The 18,996-nt window shown below is 43.4% G+C and carries 21 protein-coding genes; 9 read left to right on the forward strand and 12 right to left on the reverse strand.

From position 1 onward, the window contains the following. Window positions 1-37: 37 nt before the first annotated feature. Window positions 38-592, reverse strand: a complete 555-nt coding sequence (locus BLT91_RS11780; RefSeq protein ID WP_368086792.1) for a class I SAM-dependent methyltransferase — start codon at window positions 590-592, stop codon at window positions 38-40. 461 nt (window positions 593-1,053) lie between these two features. On the opposite strand from BLT91_RS11780, the gene BLT91_RS11785 reads away from it, so the two are divergent. Beyond that, complete coding sequence (locus BLT91_RS11785; protein WP_090820980.1) at window positions 1,054-1,950, forward strand: YitT family protein; 897 nt, start codon at window positions 1,054-1,056, stop codon at window positions 1,948-1,950. Window positions 1,951-2,050: 100 nt separating this feature from the next. Here BLT91_RS11785 and BLT91_RS11790 read toward each other — a convergent pair whose 3' ends face one another. Further along, window positions 2,051-3,085 (reverse strand): Gfo/Idh/MocA family protein, encoded by a 1,035-nt coding sequence (locus BLT91_RS11790; protein WP_090820982.1) that lies wholly within the window; start codon window positions 3,083-3,085, stop codon window positions 2,051-2,053. Window positions 3,086-3,235: 150 nt separating this feature from the next. Further along, entirely contained in the window at window positions 3,236-3,499 is a 264-nt protein-coding gene (locus tag BLT91_RS11795) for an HPr family phosphocarrier protein (RefSeq protein ID WP_090820984.1), read from the reverse strand. Between the two features lie 356 nt (window positions 3,500-3,855). On the opposite strand from BLT91_RS11795, the gene BLT91_RS11800 reads away from it, so the two are divergent. Further along, the gene (locus tag BLT91_RS11800) at window positions 3,856-4,746 is read left to right on the forward strand and encodes a cation diffusion facilitator family transporter (RefSeq protein ID WP_090820988.1); all 891 of its coding nucleotides are present in this window, start codon (window positions 3,856-3,858) and stop codon (window positions 4,744-4,746) included. A gap of 214 nt (window positions 4,747-4,960) precedes the next feature. Here the strand turns inward: BLT91_RS11800 and msrB are convergent, their stop codons facing one another. The 4 genes from msrB to BLT91_RS11820 form a co-directional block, all read right to left on the reverse strand. After that, window positions 4,961-5,944: a peptide-methionine (R)-S-oxide reductase MsrB gene (gene msrB, locus BLT91_RS11805; protein WP_090820990.1), complete on the reverse strand. Its 984-nt coding sequence runs from the start codon at window positions 5,942-5,944 to the stop codon at window positions 4,961-4,963. A gap of 119 nt (window positions 5,945-6,063) precedes the next feature. Further along, entirely contained in the window at window positions 6,064-6,996 is a 933-nt protein-coding gene (locus BLT91_RS11810) for a manganese-dependent inorganic pyrophosphatase (protein ID WP_090820992.1), read from the reverse strand. A 122-nt stretch (window positions 6,997-7,118) separates the two neighbouring features. Further along, window positions 7,119-7,568: a DUF6157 family protein gene (locus BLT91_RS11815; protein ID WP_254776900.1), complete on the reverse strand. Its 450-nt coding sequence runs from the start codon at window positions 7,566-7,568 to the stop codon at window positions 7,119-7,121. Between the two features lie 6 nt (window positions 7,569-7,574). Then, window positions 7,575-8,123, reverse strand: a complete 549-nt coding sequence (locus BLT91_RS11820) for a DUF1697 domain-containing protein (protein ID WP_090820994.1) — start codon at window positions 8,121-8,123, stop codon at window positions 7,575-7,577. A 120-nt stretch (window positions 8,124-8,243) separates the two neighbouring features. Here BLT91_RS11820 and BLT91_RS11825 point away from each other — a divergent pair, with 120 nt between their 5' ends. Then, window positions 8,244-9,005, forward strand: coding sequence for an alpha/beta hydrolase (locus BLT91_RS11825; protein ID WP_254776901.1), 762 nt, complete (start codon window positions 8,244-8,246; stop codon window positions 9,003-9,005). A gap of 43 nt (window positions 9,006-9,048) precedes the next feature. Here the strand turns inward: BLT91_RS11825 and BLT91_RS11830 are convergent, their stop codons facing one another. The 3 genes from BLT91_RS11830 to BLT91_RS11840 form a co-directional block, all read right to left on the reverse strand. Continuing rightward, a complete protein-coding gene (locus tag BLT91_RS11830; RefSeq protein WP_090820996.1) occupies window positions 9,049-9,513 on the reverse strand; it encodes a GNAT family N-acetyltransferase in 465 nt (154 codons plus the stop codon). 307 nt (window positions 9,514-9,820) lie between these two features. Continuing rightward, a complete protein-coding gene (locus BLT91_RS11835) occupies window positions 9,821-10,177 on the reverse strand; it encodes a glycine zipper domain-containing protein (RefSeq protein WP_090820999.1) in 357 nt (118 codons plus the stop codon). 93 nt (window positions 10,178-10,270) lie between these two features. Continuing rightward, window positions 10,271-10,489, reverse strand: coding sequence for a hypothetical protein (locus BLT91_RS11840; protein ID WP_090821001.1), 219 nt, complete (start codon window positions 10,487-10,489; stop codon window positions 10,271-10,273). A 226-nt stretch (window positions 10,490-10,715) separates the two neighbouring features. On the opposite strand from BLT91_RS11840, the gene BLT91_RS11845 reads away from it, so the two are divergent. From BLT91_RS11845 to BLT91_RS33845, 6 genes are all read left to right on the forward strand, one after another. After that, window positions 10,716-15,335 (forward strand): HAD-IC family P-type ATPase, encoded by a 4,620-nt coding sequence (locus BLT91_RS11845; protein ID WP_090821224.1) that lies wholly within the window; start codon window positions 10,716-10,718, stop codon window positions 15,333-15,335. A gap of 56 nt (window positions 15,336-15,391) precedes the next feature. After that, window positions 15,392-15,655 (forward strand): DUF5132 domain-containing protein, encoded by a 264-nt coding sequence (locus BLT91_RS11850; protein WP_090821003.1) that lies wholly within the window; start codon window positions 15,392-15,394, stop codon window positions 15,653-15,655. After that, the gene (locus tag BLT91_RS11855) at window positions 15,639-15,905 is read left to right on the forward strand and encodes a hypothetical protein (RefSeq protein ID WP_254776902.1); all 267 of its coding nucleotides are present in this window, start codon (window positions 15,639-15,641) and stop codon (window positions 15,903-15,905) included. Before BLT91_RS11850 ends, BLT91_RS11855 begins: the two co-directional genes overlap by 17 nt. A 795-nt stretch (window positions 15,906-16,700) precedes the next feature. Next, the gene (locus BLT91_RS11860; protein WP_090821005.1) at window positions 16,701-17,480 is read left to right on the forward strand and encodes a threonine/serine exporter family protein; all 780 of its coding nucleotides are present in this window, start codon (window positions 16,701-16,703) and stop codon (window positions 17,478-17,480) included. Then, window positions 17,477-17,905, forward strand: coding sequence for a threonine/serine exporter family protein (locus BLT91_RS11865; protein ID WP_090821007.1), 429 nt, complete (start codon window positions 17,477-17,479; stop codon window positions 17,903-17,905). The genes BLT91_RS11860 and BLT91_RS11865 overlap by 4 nt, the downstream gene beginning before the upstream one ends. Window positions 17,906-17,908: 3 nt before the next feature. Then, complete coding sequence (locus BLT91_RS33845) at window positions 17,909-18,172, forward strand: class I SAM-dependent methyltransferase (protein WP_090821228.1); 264 nt, start codon at window positions 17,909-17,911, stop codon at window positions 18,170-18,172. Here the strand turns inward: BLT91_RS33845 and BLT91_RS11875 are convergent. Both BLT91_RS11875 and BLT91_RS11880 read right to left on the reverse strand, forming a co-directional pair. Further along, a complete protein-coding gene (locus BLT91_RS11875) occupies window positions 18,073-18,510 on the reverse strand; it encodes a hypothetical protein (RefSeq protein WP_254776903.1) in 438 nt (145 codons plus the stop codon). The genes BLT91_RS33845 and BLT91_RS11875 overlap by 100 nt on opposite strands. Before the next feature lie 75 nt (window positions 18,511-18,585). After that, on the reverse strand, window positions 18,586-18,918 hold the full coding sequence (locus BLT91_RS11880; protein WP_090821009.1) for an ASCH domain-containing protein: 333 nt from the start codon (window positions 18,916-18,918) through the stop codon (window positions 18,586-18,588). Window positions 18,919-18,996 lie beyond the last annotated feature (78 nt).

Consider the following 18,996-nt stretch of genomic DNA (forward strand, 5'->3'; position numbering starts at 1 on the left):
ACTTGATTTGCTAAATCCTCCCCGAAGAAATAAGAGGTTAACTGGCACGCTTCATCCACATCTTTGAACACGTAGTCAGTGCGAATGGAGGTATGCTCAAACCCAAATAATCATGTCTTGTCGGCTTTGTAACACCGGTACCCAAAGTCTCGAGAATGATTATCGTACCATCTGATCGAAGTATCCGTCTAATTTCAGACATCATCTGTTTCAGATTGTTTTCCCAATTCACTACATTCGAGCTAGCTAGGTAACACAAGCTCCAACCTGCCACGACGAGATCCTTGCTAGCATCTTCAATTGGCAGTTCTTTATGGTCTGCAACAACAGTTCGCCAGTTGGTATAAGGTGTTTGACATAACTTTTGTTCCAAAACATCCAGCATTGCCTTGGAATTATCCAGACGCCATAGAGAATTCGCTTCTGCTGCAAGAAAAGTAGAAAGCCTCCCCGTCCCTGCTCCCAAATCCACCACATCCAAATGCTTGTATGGTCTTATCTCATGAATCACCTTTGCTAAATCAGGTTGTTTACTAATTAATCGGTCATACGTAAGTGTGTTCTCTTGATAAATCTCAGGATCTCGGGACATGCTCATTACCTCCTTCAAGTTTTTCTTAGCATAAACCTTAACCTAAGGTTAAGGTCAAGGGTTTCATGTTAGTTGAACTTGATGAAGAGGAAATAATTGTGAATACGCTTACAAAATTTGTAATTTCAATCACTTTCGCTTCGTAAAATCATCTCTTTGTTCCCCTTCCTATCTTATCACTCACTTATCGAATTGGGAATAAAAAAGGATATCATAGCCCGGTTTGACTCAGTAGGGGTGAAATGCTACAATTCAAGCAAATTTGGTTTGAAACCATGATCGGAGGGGATGACCCTTGACCGTATTTGTCGTTTTTATCATTTATTTGCTACCTAAGATCTGCGTGAGATTAAAAGGCATCTTTTTAGCATTCCTCAAATTTACGTCGGGTTACACGGACCTCATTCATCATTTTTCATAGGATTAAAATGAAATGAATCGTGGGAAAAGAGGAACCTATCATGTCAAACCTATCGGCTGGAGCAGAGCATGCAAGCTCTAAGCATCAAAAGCTAACCCGCATGAAATTTTTACGTAGAATCCTATTCATGATTATTGGATCTGCCTTGGTTTCTATCGGATTGGAAATCTTTTTAGTCCCCAATAATATTATTGATGGCGGAATTGTTGGGATTTCGATCATCATGGCACATTTGACTCTTCTCCCAATAGGTTTATATCTCGTTCTGTTGAACTTGCCCTTCTTACTATTAGGATACAAACAAATTGGCAAAACATTTGCCCTATCCACATTATTTTCAGTCATCCTTATGTCCATTGGCACCACTTTGCTACATCCCGTTAATCCGCTAACCATTGATCCATTGCTAGCCGCAGTTTTCGGCGGTATTATACTTGGAATCGGAGTAGGGCTGGTTATACGCTCTGGCGGTTCGCTGGATGGTACAGAAATTGTTGCCATTTTAATTAGCAAACAGTCGCCTTTCTCTGTTGGTGAGATCGTCATGTTTTTCAACCTTTTTATTCTCGGCAGCGCAGGTTTTGTATTCGGATTGGATCATGCGATGTACTCGTTGATTGCGTATTACATTGCTTTCAAAATGATAGACATCACCATTGAAGGTCTGGATCAATCCAAATCCGTTTGGATTATCAGCGATGAATTCGACAAAATTGGGGAAGCTATTGCTGACCGATTAGGCCGCGGCGTCACCTATCTCATGGGTGAAGGAGCTTTTACAGGAGATGATAAAAAGGTCATCTTCAGTGTCATAACCCGACTGGAAGAAGCCAAGTTAAAGTCGATCGTAGATGAATTAGATCCCAAAGCCTTCCTAGCCATTGGCAATATTCATGATGTAAAAGGCGGAAGATTTAAGAAGAAAGACATACATTAGAGCCGCAATGAACGAAGAGGTTTAACAGAAACTCTGTTAAACCTCTCCGTTGCTTTTGTGCTGATAAAATTCAGTATCTCTTTTTCGACTGGGCTCATTCTCAGCCCCAATAGTACCGCAGGTCTACCTTCTGACCGAGCTTCGCACTTTCAAGGGCGCCAAGCACCATCGCCATGCTCTTGATGTTGTCTCGGCAGTCCGTCTCGGCACGGCGGCCTTCCTGCAGCGCCGCGAACATCTCGTCCAGACAGCCGGCGTGGCCGCTGCGGCCGGGCCAGTTCACATCCGCATCCACTCTCGTGTAATCGCGGATAAACTTGCCGTCCTGGTCGCCGCTGGCAACAATCTTGGCGTATGGTGCGCCGATACCGTCCCACATAGCGGTGCCCTGCTCGCCGGTCACACGCCAAGCCGCCTCCCAAGAGGTCGGCGCCCCTTCCGCGCACCAGGAGCCGCGGTAACAGAACACAGAACCGTCTGACATCTCATAGATGCAGATCGCAGAGGCATTCCCCGCGTACCACGAACCGGGCGGGTTGAATTCTTGGCAGTACACCGAAACGGGGTCTGCCCCAGTAATAAACCGAGCCTGATCGAACGTATGGATCGCCATGTCAAGAATGAGAGGGCTTTCCATCGCATCGCGAAAGCCACCAAAATGCGCCCCCAAGAAGAAGTCGGCGCCAATATACCCAACGCGGCCAATTGTTCCCGCTTGAATGATGTCCCGCAGTGCGCGGATGTTCGTATCGTAGCGGCGGTTTTGCATGACGGAGAAGAATTTCCCCGTCCGCTCAGCGAGCTGTACGATTTCCCGCGCTTCCAACATGGTGGCGGCCATCGGCTTCTCGCCAAAGACGTCACAACCATGACGGAGTGCTGTGGTGCACACCTGGAAATGGCTGGCCGGAATTGTGATGTCCAGCACCAGATTGGCACCGCTTTCTTGAATAGCCAGCTCCAAATTTGTATAGACGCCACAAGTGAGTCCATGGCGGTCAGCCATCGCCTGTGCGAATTCCTTCTTGATATCCACGAGCGCTACAATGCTGCTATCCTCACGTTTTAACATATACTCGACCCATACATTTGCCATGCCTCCGCAGCCAACAACTGCGATTTGATATGTACTCATAGTGCAAACACCTCCTATTCATTCTTCAATTCGTTTTTGTCATCATTCCTAAGTTGAGTGCAGCCATCGTTATCAATTCATCTTATCCCTTTTATAAGGTAAAATCTCTATCCAATCTTGTGCAAATAAGAATATTGTGTCATGCCTTTTCTACCGATACGGCTCGAACAAATCAAACATAAAGTGCATAGCCTCTTCCTCATCTTTTCCCTTCGTTAGCAAACGCAGCGTCGTTCCTGCTTTGATCGGGACTAAAAGCATTCCCAAAAGACTTTTCACATCAACTCTATGCTGCTTATGGTCAAGCGTAAAATCTATCGTAATGTCCGAAATAAAATGAGAAGACTTGGCGGAAATGGCCGATAAATCGCTTCGTTGTAAATCAGATTGGATTTCAAATTCATGTACTCTCATAGATTCACCCTCCTACTTGTTCTTCCTGCGATATGTCTTCCATTTGCGATAGCTTCTCCGAACAACATTTAAAGCAAAATTGGGAATTGGCATTTTACGCACCCAAGGATAATAGAAACGGTCATAGGCACTTTTTTAAATCGTTCCACATTAGACAATATTCGATTTTCATGAATCATGGTTTGTTTATTCCTGCTATGTGTGGTATTATACAAAGATATTTGTGTAAAGTGAAGTGTTGAACATGTCCTATTATTTATTGCTAGATTCCCATATAAAAATGAAGCTAATCCCTTGACCATCGGTCAAGGGATTTTTTTTCCTTGGGGAAACACTTCTGGAGGAGGTCATCATTGATGAACGGCGACAACAAATCATCCGTCTGGGCTATATGGGTATCCCTCATCAGCAACATCTGCCTCACAGTATTGAAAATCGTGATCGGATTACTATTTCATAGTGAAGTTTTATTGGCAGATGGGGTTCATAACGCAGGCGATATTATCGCCACGATCGCGGCACTAAGTGCGATGCAAATTTCCAAGCTCCCAGCCGATGAAGACCATCCTTATGGTCACGGCAAAGCGGAAGTACTAGGTTCGGGTTTTGTGGCCTTTATCCTTCTGCTAGCCGCACTTTATATTGCTTATCATTCTACAACCGCATTGTTCCACGAACCATTAGCACCAAGTTTAGTTGCCTTTATCGCAGCAGCTGTTTCAATGATTTGGAAATATGTTCTCTATGTATATTCGATGCGGATCGGAAGCAGAACGAATAGTAAGGGACTGATTGCAACAGCCAAGGATCACCTAGCTGATGTATACGCATCCCTAGCGGCTGTTATCGGAATTGGATTGGCTTTTGTGGGTAAAGCTTATAACTTTCACTGGTTATCCTATGGTGATGCGGCAGCTGGAATTATCGTTTCTTTATTAGTCTTGAAATTAGCTGTAGAAATGGGCAAGGAATCTTTTGATATCCTCATGGAGAAAACCGTTGATCAACAAAAGTTGCTCCAATATACGCTTCTAATCCAGGCAGTTCCACAAGTGAAGCGAATTGACCGAATTCGTGCAAGAGAACATGGACATTATATTTTAGTTGATGCAAGAGTTTCGATTCCAGGTGAGCTAACGGTACAACAAGGTCACGATATCTCCCGTGCCATCAAGAAATCCATCATGGAACAACACAGTGACGTTGATGAAGTACTAATTCATTTGAACCCTTGGTACGGAGAATGATTTACAAGTCCTTCAGGGACGAGCGCGTTTGTCAAGGTTGTATGCGAAGCTAACGTATAAAACTTATACTTTCTCCTCAACTCAAAAAGACGCTAGTCAGGATATTCATCCTGCTTAGCGTCTTTTTCGCGTTTTACACATAAGTAACCGTCGTAAACATCCCCCCGGTAGGTTCATTGTATGCTCATAATGTTAGGACTTACCAGAAAATATGTCACTTCTCCTCAAAGAAACGAAGATAAGCACCATAACCTTCTTTCTCTAAATCCGCAAGCGGAATGAAGCGCAGCGCAGCGGAATTAATGCAGTATCTGAGCCCGTTAGGCCCTGGTCCATCATTAAACACGTGACCCAAATGGGAATCTGCTTCATGACTTCGGACCTCTGTGCGCATCATGAAATGGCTAGTATCTGTTTTCTCCTTCACACTACCCTCGAATACCGGTTTCGTGAAGCTCGGCCACCCGCAGTTGGAATCGAATTTATCATATGAACTAAATAAGGGCTCGCCCGAAACGATGTCCACATACAATCCCTTTTCATGAGAGTCCCAGAACTCATTCTCGAATGGGCGCTCTGTCCCATTGTTTTGCGTAACTTCGAACTGCAGCGGCGTTAGTTTTTGCTTACGCTCTTCTTTATCCTTGGCTGTGTTCCAATGCTTCTCAATATAGGAATCACGCCCAGAACCTTTGCGATAGGCTTTATAGTGAAGCGGATTTTTGTGATGATAGTCCTGATGATAATCTTCACCTGGGTAGAAGGCTTCTGCTTCAATTCGAACGATTTCCGTGACGATAGGCCGATCGAATCGACCGCTATCCTGCAGCGCTTGTTTGGAAGCTTCGGCCTCCTCCTTCTGCTTCTCACTATGGGTAAAAATGGCTGTCCGATAAGACGATCCGCGGTCATGGAACTGACCTCCCGCATCGGTGGGATCAATCTGGCGCCAATAAGTATCAAGTAATTTATGATAAGGATATAATTCGGGGTCGAAGGTAATTTGAACAGCTTCTGCATGACCTGTTGTCTCCGAGCATACTTCTTTGTAAGTCGGGTTGCTCGTATGGCCGCCAATATAACCTGATACGACGGATATAATGCCTGGCAATTCTTCGAACGGAGTAACCATGCACCAGAAACAACCACCAGCAAATGTTGCCTTTTCATAGTTTCCTTGCTGAACATTTTCAACCATTTCCTGCTCCACCTCTTTCTCTTATGTCCCTTCTATCATACCAAAAGATTACTGCATAACCAAAAAGACACCGTTCAACCAAATGAACAGTGTCTTAGCTATGTGGCGAATGTGAGAACTTACAGGTTATTGAAGATATCCGTAAGAACAGGCACGATTTGCGATTTACGTGAAACTACACCTTTAAGCAGCGCTTTGTTGTCTACAAGCGTTACATTGTAAGCTTTCTCAACAGCATCAGCTTTACGTCCAAGCGCCAAGCCAACGGAATCATTGTTAAGAATGTCTGTAACAACAAACAGGAACAAGTCCAGGTTTTTCTCAGCGATGATGGCAGTTAGCGCGGATTCAATCTCAGCTTGCTGGGAAAGAACATCGTTAACATCAACAGCATTCACTTGTGCGATTTCAGCTTTATAGCTGCCCATTTGGAATACTTTCGCATCCAAAGAGATCAATTGTGCAACTGTTTTGTCACTCAGGTCTGCTCCTGCTTTCAACATTTCCAGACCATACGTTTCAGCATCCACGCCAGCGATTGCAGCAAGTTCGCGAGCTGCCGCCACATCTTGCTCCGTACAAGTCGGGGATTTAAACAGCAAGGAATCTGAAATGATTGCTGAAAGCATCAAACCCGCGATATCTTTATCAATAGTAACTCCGTTTTCTTTGTACAATTTATTCAGGATGGTTGCAGTACAACCAACCGGCTCTGCGCGATAATAAAGTGGGTGGCTAGTTTCGAAGTTGGCAATACGGTGGTGGTCAATAACTTCCACAACGCGCACTTGATCGATGTCTGTAGCACTTTGTTGACGTTCAACATGATCCACCAAAATAACATTAGCTGCTTCATTCGCAACCGTCTCTACTTGACGAGGCGCTGCAACTTTAAACGTATCTAATGCATATTGTGTTTCACCATTCACGCTGCCAAGACGAACAGCCTCAACCTCTTGGCCTAATTTCGTTTTCAGTGCAGCATAAGCAATTGCTGATGTGATTGAATCAGTGTCCGGATTTTTATGTCCGAAAATAAGTGTTTTTGACATGGTATGACTCCTTAACTGAAATAGTGTAGTGAGAATATTTAATCTCTATTTACGATTATACTAAAAAATCTAGGTAAATCCACTACTAAACCAAAAGCTTTAGTGTGAATTAAAGCTTCTGCTCACCCGCGAGAACTGCGCATCGCAAATAATAACTTAGGACCATCTGCACGATAATTGCCCGCTTCAACAAACTGCTGATACGCTTCAGATTCCATTGGGTAAATCGCGATTTTGCCTTCTTCATTGTAATGTACACCCCAACCATGCTTCTTCGGGAGCATAGATGCTCTTAAACATGGGTGGTTTTTTGCGAAAAGCTCTTTTCGTATTTCCTCGCCGCAAGCTTCAATTTCGCTCTGAGAGATTTGCTTGTGCTTCAGATGAACTTCATATATAAGCTCGCCCTGTGTATATTTATAAGGGTTCTGAGATAGCAGCTCGAATTGAATCAAATGAGTGGTTTTACTGTCTTTTTTCCCAGCAGGCACGATGCCCATTTCGACCGGACAGTCCGTAGAAACCTGAATAAATGTGTTAGTATAACTCATTCGTGCATCATCATAGGCCATCTCAGATTAACTCCCTCCTTCTGCCAGTTGAATCAATTTATTTACGGTTTCCCAATTCCGCGTCGTTGCGGACACACCTAATTTCTTTTCGAGGAAATTGTTGTTGAACTTTGATTCTCCATAGTTTTTACGAATGAGCAAATAAACCGTAAGCCCCTTGACACGGAACTCGTCCACATCATTTTGAAAAGATTCTAATTTCGCGATTGCTGCATCCGTCGCTGCTTGAGATAAAAAGGTTATATATCTTTGCTCATTCTCTTCGGTATTGATCATTTTGTGAGGCGTCAGCTCGACAACCTTTCGCAATTCTTCTACCGTTCGAATGACCACAGGAATATCAAAGGTAAGTTGGCTAATAAGTTCACTTACGATTCGATCTCGCACTACAGCTGCATCATCTTCCTCACAATCGAAAATGACATTTCCGCTTTGTATATATGTAATCACATTTTGATAACCCATGGATTCAAATATGCTTCGCAGCTTGTCCATCTTGATAATTTTCTGACCGCTGACATTAATTCCACGCAAAAGTGCAATATACTTGGGCATCGGGTAACCTCACTTCTTTTATAAATTCCATTATACACCAATATCCTCTTTACCTTGACTGACTGCTATGTCTTGACACTCACCACAGTACTTGATAACCTACTTGGCGAGAGGTGATTGATGTTGAAAGCTTTTAAACGTCATTGGTGGAAATGGGTATTCGCTCTTTTAGTCTTGATGGTAGCATTAATCTATTGGTATTTACGGCCTTATAGACCTGATATAGAGGCATTAGCAGCGATGAAAAGCACGGAAGAAATCACAGTGCGTAACGAAGGTCAAGTGATTCTTTTTGAACCGAAGAAGCCAGTTCAGCCGAGTATGATCTACTATCCCGGAGGATTAGTAGAGCCTGAGAGCTATGCGCCTTACGCTCAAGCATTAGCCCAAGCTGATCACCGCATATACATTGTGAAAATGCCCGTTAACCTTGCCATTTTCGGCGGTGATCGCGCTGCATCTATATTAGCCACTAAACATCAAGATGAAACGTTCGTTATTGGCGGGCACTCACTTGGCGGTGTGATGGCGGCCCGATTTGCCGCTATGCATGCGAACGAGTTAGCTGGCGTGTTTTTCCTTGCCTCGTATCCGGATTCCAAGGGAAGCCTTGTTTCGGCTAACTTACCGGTACTCTCCCTCGTTGGCTCGAATGATGGCGCAGTCAATCAGGATGCTTTGATGAAAGCGAAGGCCAATCTTCCCAATACGACGGAATATCATACCATCCAAGGTGGGAATCATTCGCAATTTGGAAGCTACGGTTTTCAAAGAGGCGATCTCCCCTCTAGCATTTCCGCTAAAAAACAGCTGGATGAAACGATTAAATTGCTCCTCAATTGGGAGCAAACCGCAATAAACCCTGTCAAACCAACTCAATAATCGAAGGTAAAGCGTCGTTCTCAGGACGTCGCTTTTATCTTCTTCACATAGCTGCAATCTTTTTCTCAAAGCATAAGCTGCCCTTGCTTCCTATGTATTCACCAAAACAATCAATTGGATAATAACCATATTTCGTATAAAGAGCGATTGCCTCCGGTTGAGGCGCTCCGGTTTCCAGTCTAATAATGCGATTCCCCCTTTTCTCAGCATGTTTCTCAAGAAAAGAGAGCAGCTGCGTCGCGATTCCCTGCTTACGATAGAAATGATCAACGAAAAACCGTTTCAGCTCTGTACTTTCCTTGTCAATAGGACGCAGTGCCCCACACCCTACGGGAACATTGTCTTCGAAAGCGACCGCAAACGTGATATTTTCCACAGAAGGATCGCTGAAATCCACAAAATGAATCTCTTCTACCGGGTATCTCTCCAATAAATCTTGATCTAACTTGGCAATCAAACCCAGTAGAATCGGGTCCGTATGATCGACTAATTTGATTTCCAAACTCATTTCTTTTCAAGCCTCCATCATATTGTTTAGATTGTAATTGTCATTGTGATCCTTTGTTGATTTTAGCACTTGATTGCCAACTTGCAAATATGAGTTCATGCAATATAATTGCGCATATCTTTCCAAGAAAATCAATTCAATAAATGCCTTATAAACAAACAATAAAGGACAGCACCCCCATGGAGTAACTGTCCCGATGTTTTCAATCTATTGATGATGTATTGAATTATCATCAGATATTTTTTTCATTATATATCCAATGAGGATTGACTTAAAAATAGGAAAGAAACTCGAAAAATCACTCTATTTATGTTGCTGTCATATTAGTTGAAGTTTGCGTTGCTGACTTTGTTAAGTTATTGAATACCTGATTGTGAACAAGTGCATTTCCGGCTTGTGTGCCGAGCCTCTGACCTAGGCTATTACCCAATATCCCCCCCACAACGGACCCAATAACTGTCCCAACACCCGGGAGAACCGAAGTTCCAAGAATCGCTCCGTATTCAATACCAGCCATTACACCGAATGCCCCTGTTACATTCCCCGTCGTTTTGACGGCAAATTCTTTTTTATCCATTTGTCCGTTGGACAAATTCTTCACATCTTGAAATTCAGATATACCTCCAGAAATAAGACCAGCCCATAATGAACCACCTTGTAACATGTTGATCTCTCCTTATCCTTTTATTTTACACAGTAGAAATTGTGCCCCATTGCTTTAAAAAATCATCCATTAGAGAGTTTCCAACATTTCCTTTTATATTTCATTAGTAATCGAATCATCTATCATCCTCTTAGTATCTTTCTGAACAGCTGGAAGCTCGAAAGTAGCCTCTTTTATTTGGTCCTTTATCTCGAGCCATGCTCCAGTACCTTTAACCGCAATTTTGCGTACGGCTTTTCTACCTTCTGGAGAAACAGCAAGAATAATAGCTGCTGCACCCAGGAGAATACCGAATAGTGATTTATTTTTCATATGCTAACCTCCATCAAAATTTATTTAAATAATTCCATAAAATGAAAATTTTTATACGAAGCAGATTGAGTTTTGGGAAATAAACACATGAATATTTGAATTATGGACTGTGAATAATAGCCAAATCAGTGAACAAGGTAATTTCAACATGGGTAAGGAGAGTAAAGGGATGTATTCATTGCAAAACAAGAACAGATTTCTCCACATCTTACCGGGGAGATTACGCATGGAAATCTGCGGCCTAAAGGGCTGTAAGCCTACTGCTGATCTACTTATCAAAAGCTTCTCAATTTGTAAAGGGATCTACAAAGCAGAGCCTTGTATGCTTACCGGCAGACTGCTTCTTCTTTACGACGAAAGGCGGATTACAACGCAAGATATTTTTGGGATTGTCCGAAATATAGAAGAACAGGTTTGCTTACAGAATGCACCGGGTTATGCTTTTGACCAGGCAGATTCAGTTGTGGATGAAGCGAAGCAAGAAGTTGCAGCTGCAATAGATCTTGACCTTGAACTACCTGAAGACATCAGGGTTCTGCCTCAAATGCAAAACCCAAATCAGAAACAATCTATTGGAAAAATCCCCCTCCCTCTCGCTTTATCCATGGGCGGGCTAACTGTTCTAGGAGTAAAGCAGTTGTTAATGGGACCTTCCGCACTGGCAAGAAGTCCGGCACCTTTCTACTTGTCGGCTTTCGTTTCCGTAGTAACGGGATACCCTTTTTTGAAGCGTGGAATTCAGAACCTTTCTGAAAAGAAAAAAATAAATTCAGATCTCATTTTAGGAACAAGTGCACTGGCTCTCGCACTTATACGAGAAAACTTAGTTGTGTTAGCTGGACTCAGCCTATTGCAATACCTCAACTGGAAGAGAAGTCAGTCTATTTTGCATGCACAAGAAGATATTTCTTTATCACCGGATATTCAAATATACAGTGAAAAGGCGAGCAAATTGGGAATGATTGCTGCCGGAGTAACGTGGGCCATTACCCGAAATCCGCTGCGGGCAATTGCTGTTCTTCTGGCTGCAAATCCGCGGCCAATAACCTTACCCGCCAAATGTGCCTGGAGTCAAGCTGAACTTGTTTCTGATGAAAGAAATTACGTAGTTCCTGCAAAAGGGTCATTGTCTCAACTTGCACGTACGAAAACAATCTTGATTGAAGATTCTTCTCTCCTTTTTGACCCTCCGGAAATTGAAGAAATAGAGTGCTTGACAACGAATGAGGATGATTCGGATAAAATTGTTTGTTATGCAGCGTCATTAATGGCAAAAAGCAGCCATCCTTGGAAAGAAGATATATGGAACAAGGCGAAACTAACATGCCGTACGATTCGCACTGCATTTCATGTGGAAGAAGACGAGCATGGAATCAAAGGAAAAATAAACGATTCTCGTATTATGTTTGGCAGTTTCAAGTATCTTCAGGAGCACGGCATTGATTGTACGGCATATGAACTAAAAGCAAAAAGACTGATGAAAAAGGGCAGCAGTGTCCTGTTTGCAGGAAAACAAGGCATAAAGAGCGGTGAATGTTTGGGTCTAATCGTCAGACATCAAGAAACCGCTATCAATGAATACGGCCTGACAGCAGCTTCCTTTATAGAAAAAGGCTGGCGCGTCCAGTTATTAGATAACAGTTTGCATATCAGCGATGAATTGCTCTCCAGGCATCATATGGACTTAAGCTGGTTGGCACTTGAACAGGGTGAAGTGATTGAAAAAATCGCCATTATGCAGCAGCAAGGCGGGGAAGTATTATTTATCTCAAGATCAGAGCAAAATCCAATCAATGCCTTTTTTAAAGAAGCTGGTTTAGCGACAATTTCTATCGATGAGTTGAAAAGTATTCAGGAAAGCGCTGCGTACGCCGAGATTATCAATCAAACGATAAACCATCATGTTTCCGTTACAAAAAAGTGGAATTTACTGGGGAGCGCTTTAGCAACGTTCGGAATGATAAGCGCACCCGTTGTTAATTTAGCTGCGGATGCGTTATCCCTTGTTTTTATGTCCAGATCCAAAAAAATAAGTGAATCCTTCCCAGCGGCACCAGCAAATATATTCCATCCTGAAATAGCTGCTGCTCTGGAAGCTCCGATTTGGCATGTCCTTTCAAGCGAACAAGTCACCGGGGATTTCCATGTTGATCAAAGGCTAGGTCTGACAACTGGCCAGGTTATTTCCCTCCGAAATCGGTATGGTTTTAACCGGCTTGACAGCAAACAGTCAACCCCATGGCTCGTCTCTTATTTGGGACAATTCAAGGAATTTACAACCCTAATCCTGCTCGGCACCTCTGTTCTTGCCCTATTTACAGGGGGGGTGTTCGATGGTATTGCTATGGGATCCATCCTACTCGCTAATGCTGCCATAGGAACGATACAAGAGAGGAAAGCCGAGAAAGTTGTCGAGACACTGAACCAATTTCAACCACCGGCTTGCAGAACAATAAGAGAAGGAAAGCAGGCGGAAATGTCCGCAGCGGAATTGGTACCGGGTGATATCGTTTCCTTTGAGGCTGGGGATCGTGTCCCAGCCGATATTCGTTTGATTAGTTCAAGGAGCTTGCGTGTCAACGAGGCTGCCCTAACCGGCGAATCGTTACCCATTGAAAAAAACGAATCTGCATTGACAGAAGATTGTCCACTTTCCGAGCGGAGCAATATGCTATTCATGGGGACAGATGTATGCTCGGGTAAAGGGATCGGTGTCGTTGTACATACAGGTATGCAAACCGAGATGGGCCATTTAATGTCTCTTATGAAAAATCATGAAAAAGAAGTCACACCTTTGCAGGAAAAGGTAACATCTATAAGCAAAAAGTTTATAAAAGGTGCTCTTGTGGCGGGGGGACTTGTATTCATAACCGGACTTCTGCGCGGCATACCTATTACACAAATGATTACGACTTCCATAACGTTGGCTGCTTCCGCTATTCCGGAAGGACTGCCCGTCACTATTACCATTGCTTTGAGTGCGGGAATTTTCCGTATGGCAAAGAAAAATGCGTTGATTAGAAAACTTTCATCCTTGGAAACACTTGGAAGAACAACGATCATTTGCACGGATAAGACAGGCACTTTAACTAAAAATGAAATGACAGTTAAGGCCCTTTCGACAGTTAATCGGGCATGGAGAATAACAGGCGACGGGTATGATCCGACGGGCCAGTTTGAAGAGCTCCTTCCCGAGGTGGCCGCCACTTCCGCAGCAGCTGTCCAATCGGAAACTCAAGATATTGAGAATAATCCTGATCTGAAGCGGCTTCTCCAAATTTGTGTGCTGTGTAATAACAGTAAACTCGAACTGGAGGAAGGAAGATGGATGACCAAAGGCGATCCAACCGAAGGCGCACTTCTCACGCTAGCAGCCAAAACCGGATTATGGGAAAAGGATATGTCCCATTGGCATCGCGGACTTGAAATACCGTTTGATTCGGGCACTGCTAAAATGAGCGTTGTTTGCAAAGATACACAGACCGAGCAGGAATGTTTTCTGTTTTCAAAAGGAGCCGTGGAAACCATTGTTCGCCATTGCAACCGATATCAAAAAAATGGTGAAATTTTTCCTTTATCGGATGAGCAAAAACAACTCATTTTACAGCAAAATGATAAGCTCTCAGCGGATGCCTTACGCGTACTTGCCTTCGCTTACCGACATATGGATGAACATACAGATGAAGAGGGAATTGACGAAAGGGAACTGATTTATGTAGGTATGGCAGGGATGATGGACCCTCCAAAAACCGACGTTGAACACAATATCCATGAGGCTATAGAGTTAGGTGTGAAGCCGGTTATGATTACTGGCGATCATCCGATTACAGCTATTGCCATCGCGAAACAGCTTGGCATCTATAATGGTTCTCAGAATGTTTTGACTGGTCATGAACTTGAACGAATATCGAATGATGAACTAGATCGGATTGTGGACCAAATAACTATTTTTGCGAGGGTTACACCGGAACATAAACTTCGAATCGTAACTGCCTTTCAAAACCGCGGACATATTGTCGCCATGACTGGCGATGGCGTCAACGATACCCCTGCAATCAAACAAGCCAACGTAGGGATTGCGATGGGACGATCAGGAACGGAAGTTACCAAAGAAACTGCGGATATGGTTTTGACCGAAGATCATTTTGGAACGATTGTTGAGGGTGTTAAAGAAGGTCGAACGATCATAGGCAATATCCGTAAAGCACTCGGCTGCTTATTGACTGGAAATTTAGCCGAGATTATTGTGACTAGCGCCGCAGTAATGATCGGGCTGCCGATTCCTTTAATTCCCATTCAAATATTGCTAATGAATTTGCTGACGGATGCATTGCCCGCGATGATTTTGGCTGTAAATCCGGGAAATAAGACCAAACAAACAAAGCGAAATGATATCGTTGATAAGGAATTGTATCAAAAAGTGATTGCCAGAGGAGTCCTTCTGGGATTAGGGTCAATCGGCTTATTTGCCGCAAGTATAGCTGCCGGGGCACCTGTTCCGGTTGCGCAAAGTATGGCGTTCGCGACGCTAGTTGCTGGACAACTGATCCAAACCTTCTCATGGCGTCAAGAGGGTTCGGAGGAAACGGTTCGCGATTGGACGAAGGATCGGTTTTTAATTGGTGCTCTTGGCATCTCGTGGATGACTTTACTTGCGGCCTTGTATATTCCGCCGTTAGCCGGATTTTTCCATACTACCCCCCTCTCGTTCCAGCATTGGATTCCAATCATCGGGGTAGCCGGATCTGTATCGATTTTATCAAAACCGCTGCTTTCCCTCATTTCAAGAATACAAGAAAACAAGTTGTTGCCATCCATAGGCGAATATGCGAGTGCTGCGGTGTAATAACCGCAGCGCTCGAAACTCGTGATTTCCCAATAAATATTCGAGGGTGAATAAACGTGATTCAAAAGAACATAGACAAAATTATTATCGGTACCGCGCTTACTATAGCGGCCTCAGCCATACTCCCAATTGCCAAATCTACCTTGCAGCCGATTGCCGCAGCCGGCATGCAGGGCAGTGGCGGCTTATTACAACGGGCCAAATCCTTACTTCAATTAGCTCGGGAAGAAGTGGAAGATATTATTGCAGAAGCCCAGTTTGAAAGAATGAAAAAGCAGCTTGATAAAGAAATCGCATTGCTAGATGACGAAGAGAAATGACATGATGAATGAGGTGAATACTGGCAACATGGAGCAGAGTATAGATTTTCATTTGCGAGAAGCTTTATCTCATCTGGAAGCAGCATTAAACCAAAGTGTAAGAAGTGTACTTGAGAACGAGGGCGCAAAAAAAGAAATTGGCTTGAAATGGGAGAACTTTCTTGGAGAATTTATCGGACTGGTTCGAGAAAAGGGTAAAAAGTCACGGATCAATCTTCTCAGCTGGATAACCTTTCCTCGGATTCGTTAACAACGAAAGAACGCCTCTTACGCAAAAATATGCGAACAGAGGCGTTCCCTTGCATTATTCCATCATTAATTTCTTTTGCGAGGGTATCAACTCTATCAAGTATTGGCTGTGCATACGCTACTGAATTTATTAGGCAAGTGATGCTTGAGGTATTCTTGATCTCGAATTTATTTTACACAGAACTGCCGACGCCTATTTTTGTCATTCATATAACTTTGTTAAGTACGTCTACTTCTTGATAGAGAAGACTCCAAGCTTTCTGCCTAACCAAATGTACAATGGATTCTTGATAGGAATCACCTCCCTTCCCTTTAAACTTACCGAGCGGGTAAGAAACGGCTATGCAAGGTGCTTGCCTCGTGCAACATGTTGATTCGTTTATAACCAATCAAATTCGACCTATAATAATAGAGATTTGTAAGCATTTCTCTAAGGTATTTTTCTCGCGGTTTCTCCTAAATATACGGGTACATTAACCGGCAATTAGAACCAAGAAACCATGCTAGTTTAAATTCAAAAGAAGAGCGTCTCCTTGATGGTGCTGGGTTTTGAACCCTTGGACAAACACCATCTTTCCGAGACGCTCCTTTTTTGACAAAGGCCATTTCTTAGGCCCTAAGGTTCAACAAAAAACGAGCTGAACGCCAATGCGCCTGCTCGTTTCTAGTTATTTCACTATCATTTTTCGTTAGCTGAGAATTACCAGTACCGAACAATTTGTTCGTCATAGGATTTTCAATGATGTGGAAGATATATTATACTTTTTAGAAATACATATTCAGGAAAGGACAAACCATGGAGCATCCCGCCTCGACGAACTACGAAATTGCGCAAGTTTGTTTACTGGCCGGCAAAATCATGTTGGAAAACGGTGGCGAAACCTATCGCGTCGAAGATACGATGACCCATGTCGCTGAGGGATTCGGCATATCAAATTCTCATTGCTTTGTGACACCAACCGGTATCATTTTTTCCATAGATGGGCCAGAGCAGACGACCCGACTAATTCGTATTTCCGCGCGATCTACTGATTTACATAAAGTGACTGTGGTAAATGCTGTTTCCAGACGAATCAGCCAAGGGGAACTGACGCCGAAAGAAGCCTATCAGTTACTTGAAGAAGTCGATGCTGCCAAGACAGGTTATACCGACTGGTTCAAAACACTATCCGCCGCTGTTGCAAGCGGTTGTTTCTTAATTATGTTCCAAGGGAAATGGCATGACTTCCTTCCAGCATTTATTGCTGGCGGGGCTGGCTTATGTTTCCTTAGCTATTTTAATCGCTTGGTACCTATTAAGTTCTTTGCTGAATTTCTGGCCTCATTGCTCATCGGTACTATGGCTTTCTTATTCGTGAAATTCCGGCTTGGACATGATCTCGACACCATCATAATCGGCTCTGTCATGCCGCTCGTCCCGGGACTACTGATTACGAATGCCGTACGGGATTTAATGGCCGGCCATTTCGTTTCAGGTGTTTCCAAAGGGGCTGAAGCGTTTTTAACGGCTTTTGCCATTGGTGCCGGCATAGCCTTTGTTCTATCCTTTTACAACGGGGAGGGAATCGCAGGATGATCATCGAACAGCTTTTAACGAGTTTCATTTCGACCGCGGCGTTCGCCATCTTATTCAACGTACCTAAGGGTACGCTCTTGCAGTGCGGTTTCGTTGGTATGTTTGGGTGGATGTTATATGTTTCTTTTCAAATGATTCCGCTAGACCCGATTTTGGCCACATTGATTGCCTCATTCTTCGTAACCGTAGTGAGTCAATTTTTTGCAAAAATATACAAAACGCCGGTTATTGTATTTAGTGTATCAGGTATTATCCCGTTAGTTCCCGGAGGCTTAGCTTATGATGCGATGAGGAATGCCGTCCTCAATCACTATGATCTGGCGGTGCAGCTTGCAGCCAAAGCCTTCATGCTATCAGGAGCAATCGCGATTGGACTTGTCTTCTCCGAGGTTCTTAATCAGCTGTTTCGTCGAACAAGACATTAAACGATATCATTTGAATCTTCAGAACCTTTTGATTGCGTCATCTCGGCGTTCTCTATTCACCATCTTGAGGATCAGGCTAAGCAAAACCTTTATGAACGGATATTTAAGCTGCTTAAGCCAGGCGGGGTATTTGTATGCCAGAAAACCATAACCACAAGCTCTAAGTTCTACCAAAGGGTTGGTTTTGCCACCATAAACCACATCATCGTTAGAGTAATAATGACATACCAGATTAATGCATTACGTAACTTATTCACCAGAACATGACGGTCTTCATGTGGCACGCGCAGCTGCCGAAGGATTGGCGAAAAAGCACGAGCAATAAAATATAACGAAACCACCATAATGAGCACAGTGACGATGATCCAAGACGTTTTCCACGTCCATGCCGTTAACCATGTAAGTAAAATTCCCGTCGCAACTAGAACATGCCCGGCATGCTTCGTAAGATGTACCGTAATTCGAAATGGCTCTAGGTGTTCGGGCAGCAGTTCGAACGGTGTGGAACGAATTCTTGCCAATAACGGAAACAGGATAAAATAAGGACCAATACTTAACACAACACTAAAGATGTGGATATATAAAAGAAGAACATACCAAGACAAAACCATCATCCATTCTATGTGAAAATTCAACAAAACAGTGCGGATCCTTAGATCCACACTGTCTTTTGTTCGTTATTATTCAGCTTTTTGAAATTCGTGTACCCATACTTTCATATGCGGCAGCCATGGCATACCGGGATGAATGGATAAAATACTATCACGATACTCATCAACGGTTGTATGGCCTTCTGCCTTAGCATCTTCCACAGTCAATTCACCCAATGATTGCTGGTAAACTTTGGTGACTGTAAATGCATTGCCCTGCAATTCCATCGTTTCACCGATATCTGCATAGCGTCCGTTGCGTCTGCAAGCTGTTTTTTGGCCAGCAAGCACTTTGTTAACTTCTGCTTCTTTCGTAACAAGTCTGTCAATCGAACATGTTTTTGGCGGTAATGTTTCGTTCATTTTATTTCCCTCCTTTTGGCAGTTTTCATTATAACGAATGAAAAGGGTTTTGTCGAACAAGCGCGGCTTCCTGTTGTT

It is taken from the genome of Paenibacillus sp. yr247 (genome assembly GCF_900103825.1).
Classification (GTDB): Bacteria; Bacillota; Bacilli; order Paenibacillales; family NBRC-103111; genus Paenibacillus_E.

Coding starts and splice junctions, on each gene's coding strand:
- BLT91_RS11780 (WP_368086792.1), bottom strand. CDS start 592: ATGTCCCGAGATCCTGAGATTTATCAAGAGAACACACTTACGTATGAC.
- BLT91_RS11785 (WP_090820980.1), top strand. CDS start 1,054: ATGTCAAACCTATCGGCTGGAGCAGAGCATGCAAGCTCTAAGCATCAA.
- BLT91_RS11790 (WP_090820982.1), bottom strand. CDS start 3,085: ATGAGTACATATCAAATCGCAGTTGTTGGCTGCGGAGGCATGGCAAAT.
- BLT91_RS11795 (WP_090820984.1), bottom strand. CDS start 3,499: ATGAGAGTACATGAATTTGAAATCCAATCTGATTTACAACGAAGCGAT.
- BLT91_RS11800 (WP_090820988.1), top strand. CDS start 3,856: ATGAACGGCGACAACAAATCATCCGTCTGGGCTATATGGGTATCCCTC.
- msrB (WP_090820990.1), bottom strand. CDS start 5,944: ATGGTTGAAAATGTTCAGCAAGGAAACTATGAAAAGGCAACATTTGCT.
- BLT91_RS11810 (WP_090820992.1), bottom strand. CDS start 6,996: ATGTCAAAAACACTTATTTTCGGACATAAAAATCCGGACACTGATTCA.
- BLT91_RS11815 (WP_254776900.1), bottom strand. CDS start 7,568: ATGGCCTATGATGATGCACGAATGAGTTATACTAACACATTTATTCAG.
- BLT91_RS11820 (WP_090820994.1), bottom strand. CDS start 8,123: ATGCCCAAGTATATTGCACTTTTGCGTGGAATTAATGTCAGCGGTCAG.
- BLT91_RS11825 (WP_254776901.1), top strand. CDS start 8,244: ATGTTGAAAGCTTTTAAACGTCATTGGTGGAAATGGGTATTCGCTCTT.
- BLT91_RS11830 (WP_090820996.1), bottom strand. CDS start 9,513: ATGAGTTTGGAAATCAAATTAGTCGATCATACGGACCCGATTCTACTG.
- BLT91_RS11835 (WP_090820999.1), bottom strand. CDS start 10,177: ATGTTACAAGGTGGTTCATTATGGGCTGGTCTTATTTCTGGAGGTATA.
- BLT91_RS11840 (WP_090821001.1), bottom strand. CDS start 10,489: ATGAAAAATAAATCACTATTCGGTATTCTCCTGGGTGCAGCAGCTATT.
- BLT91_RS11845 (WP_090821224.1), top strand. CDS start 10,716: ATGGAAATCTGCGGCCTAAAGGGCTGTAAGCCTACTGCTGATCTACTT.
- BLT91_RS11855 (WP_254776902.1), top strand. CDS start 15,639: ATGACGAAGAGAAATGACATGATGAATGAGGTGAATACTGGCAACATG.
- BLT91_RS11860 (WP_090821005.1), top strand. CDS start 16,701: ATGGAGCATCCCGCCTCGACGAACTACGAAATTGCGCAAGTTTGTTTA.
- BLT91_RS11865 (WP_090821007.1), top strand. CDS start 17,477: ATGATCATCGAACAGCTTTTAACGAGTTTCATTTCGACCGCGGCGTTC.
- BLT91_RS11880 (WP_090821009.1), bottom strand. CDS start 18,918: ATGAACGAAACATTACCGCCAAAAACATGTTCGATTGACAGACTTGTT.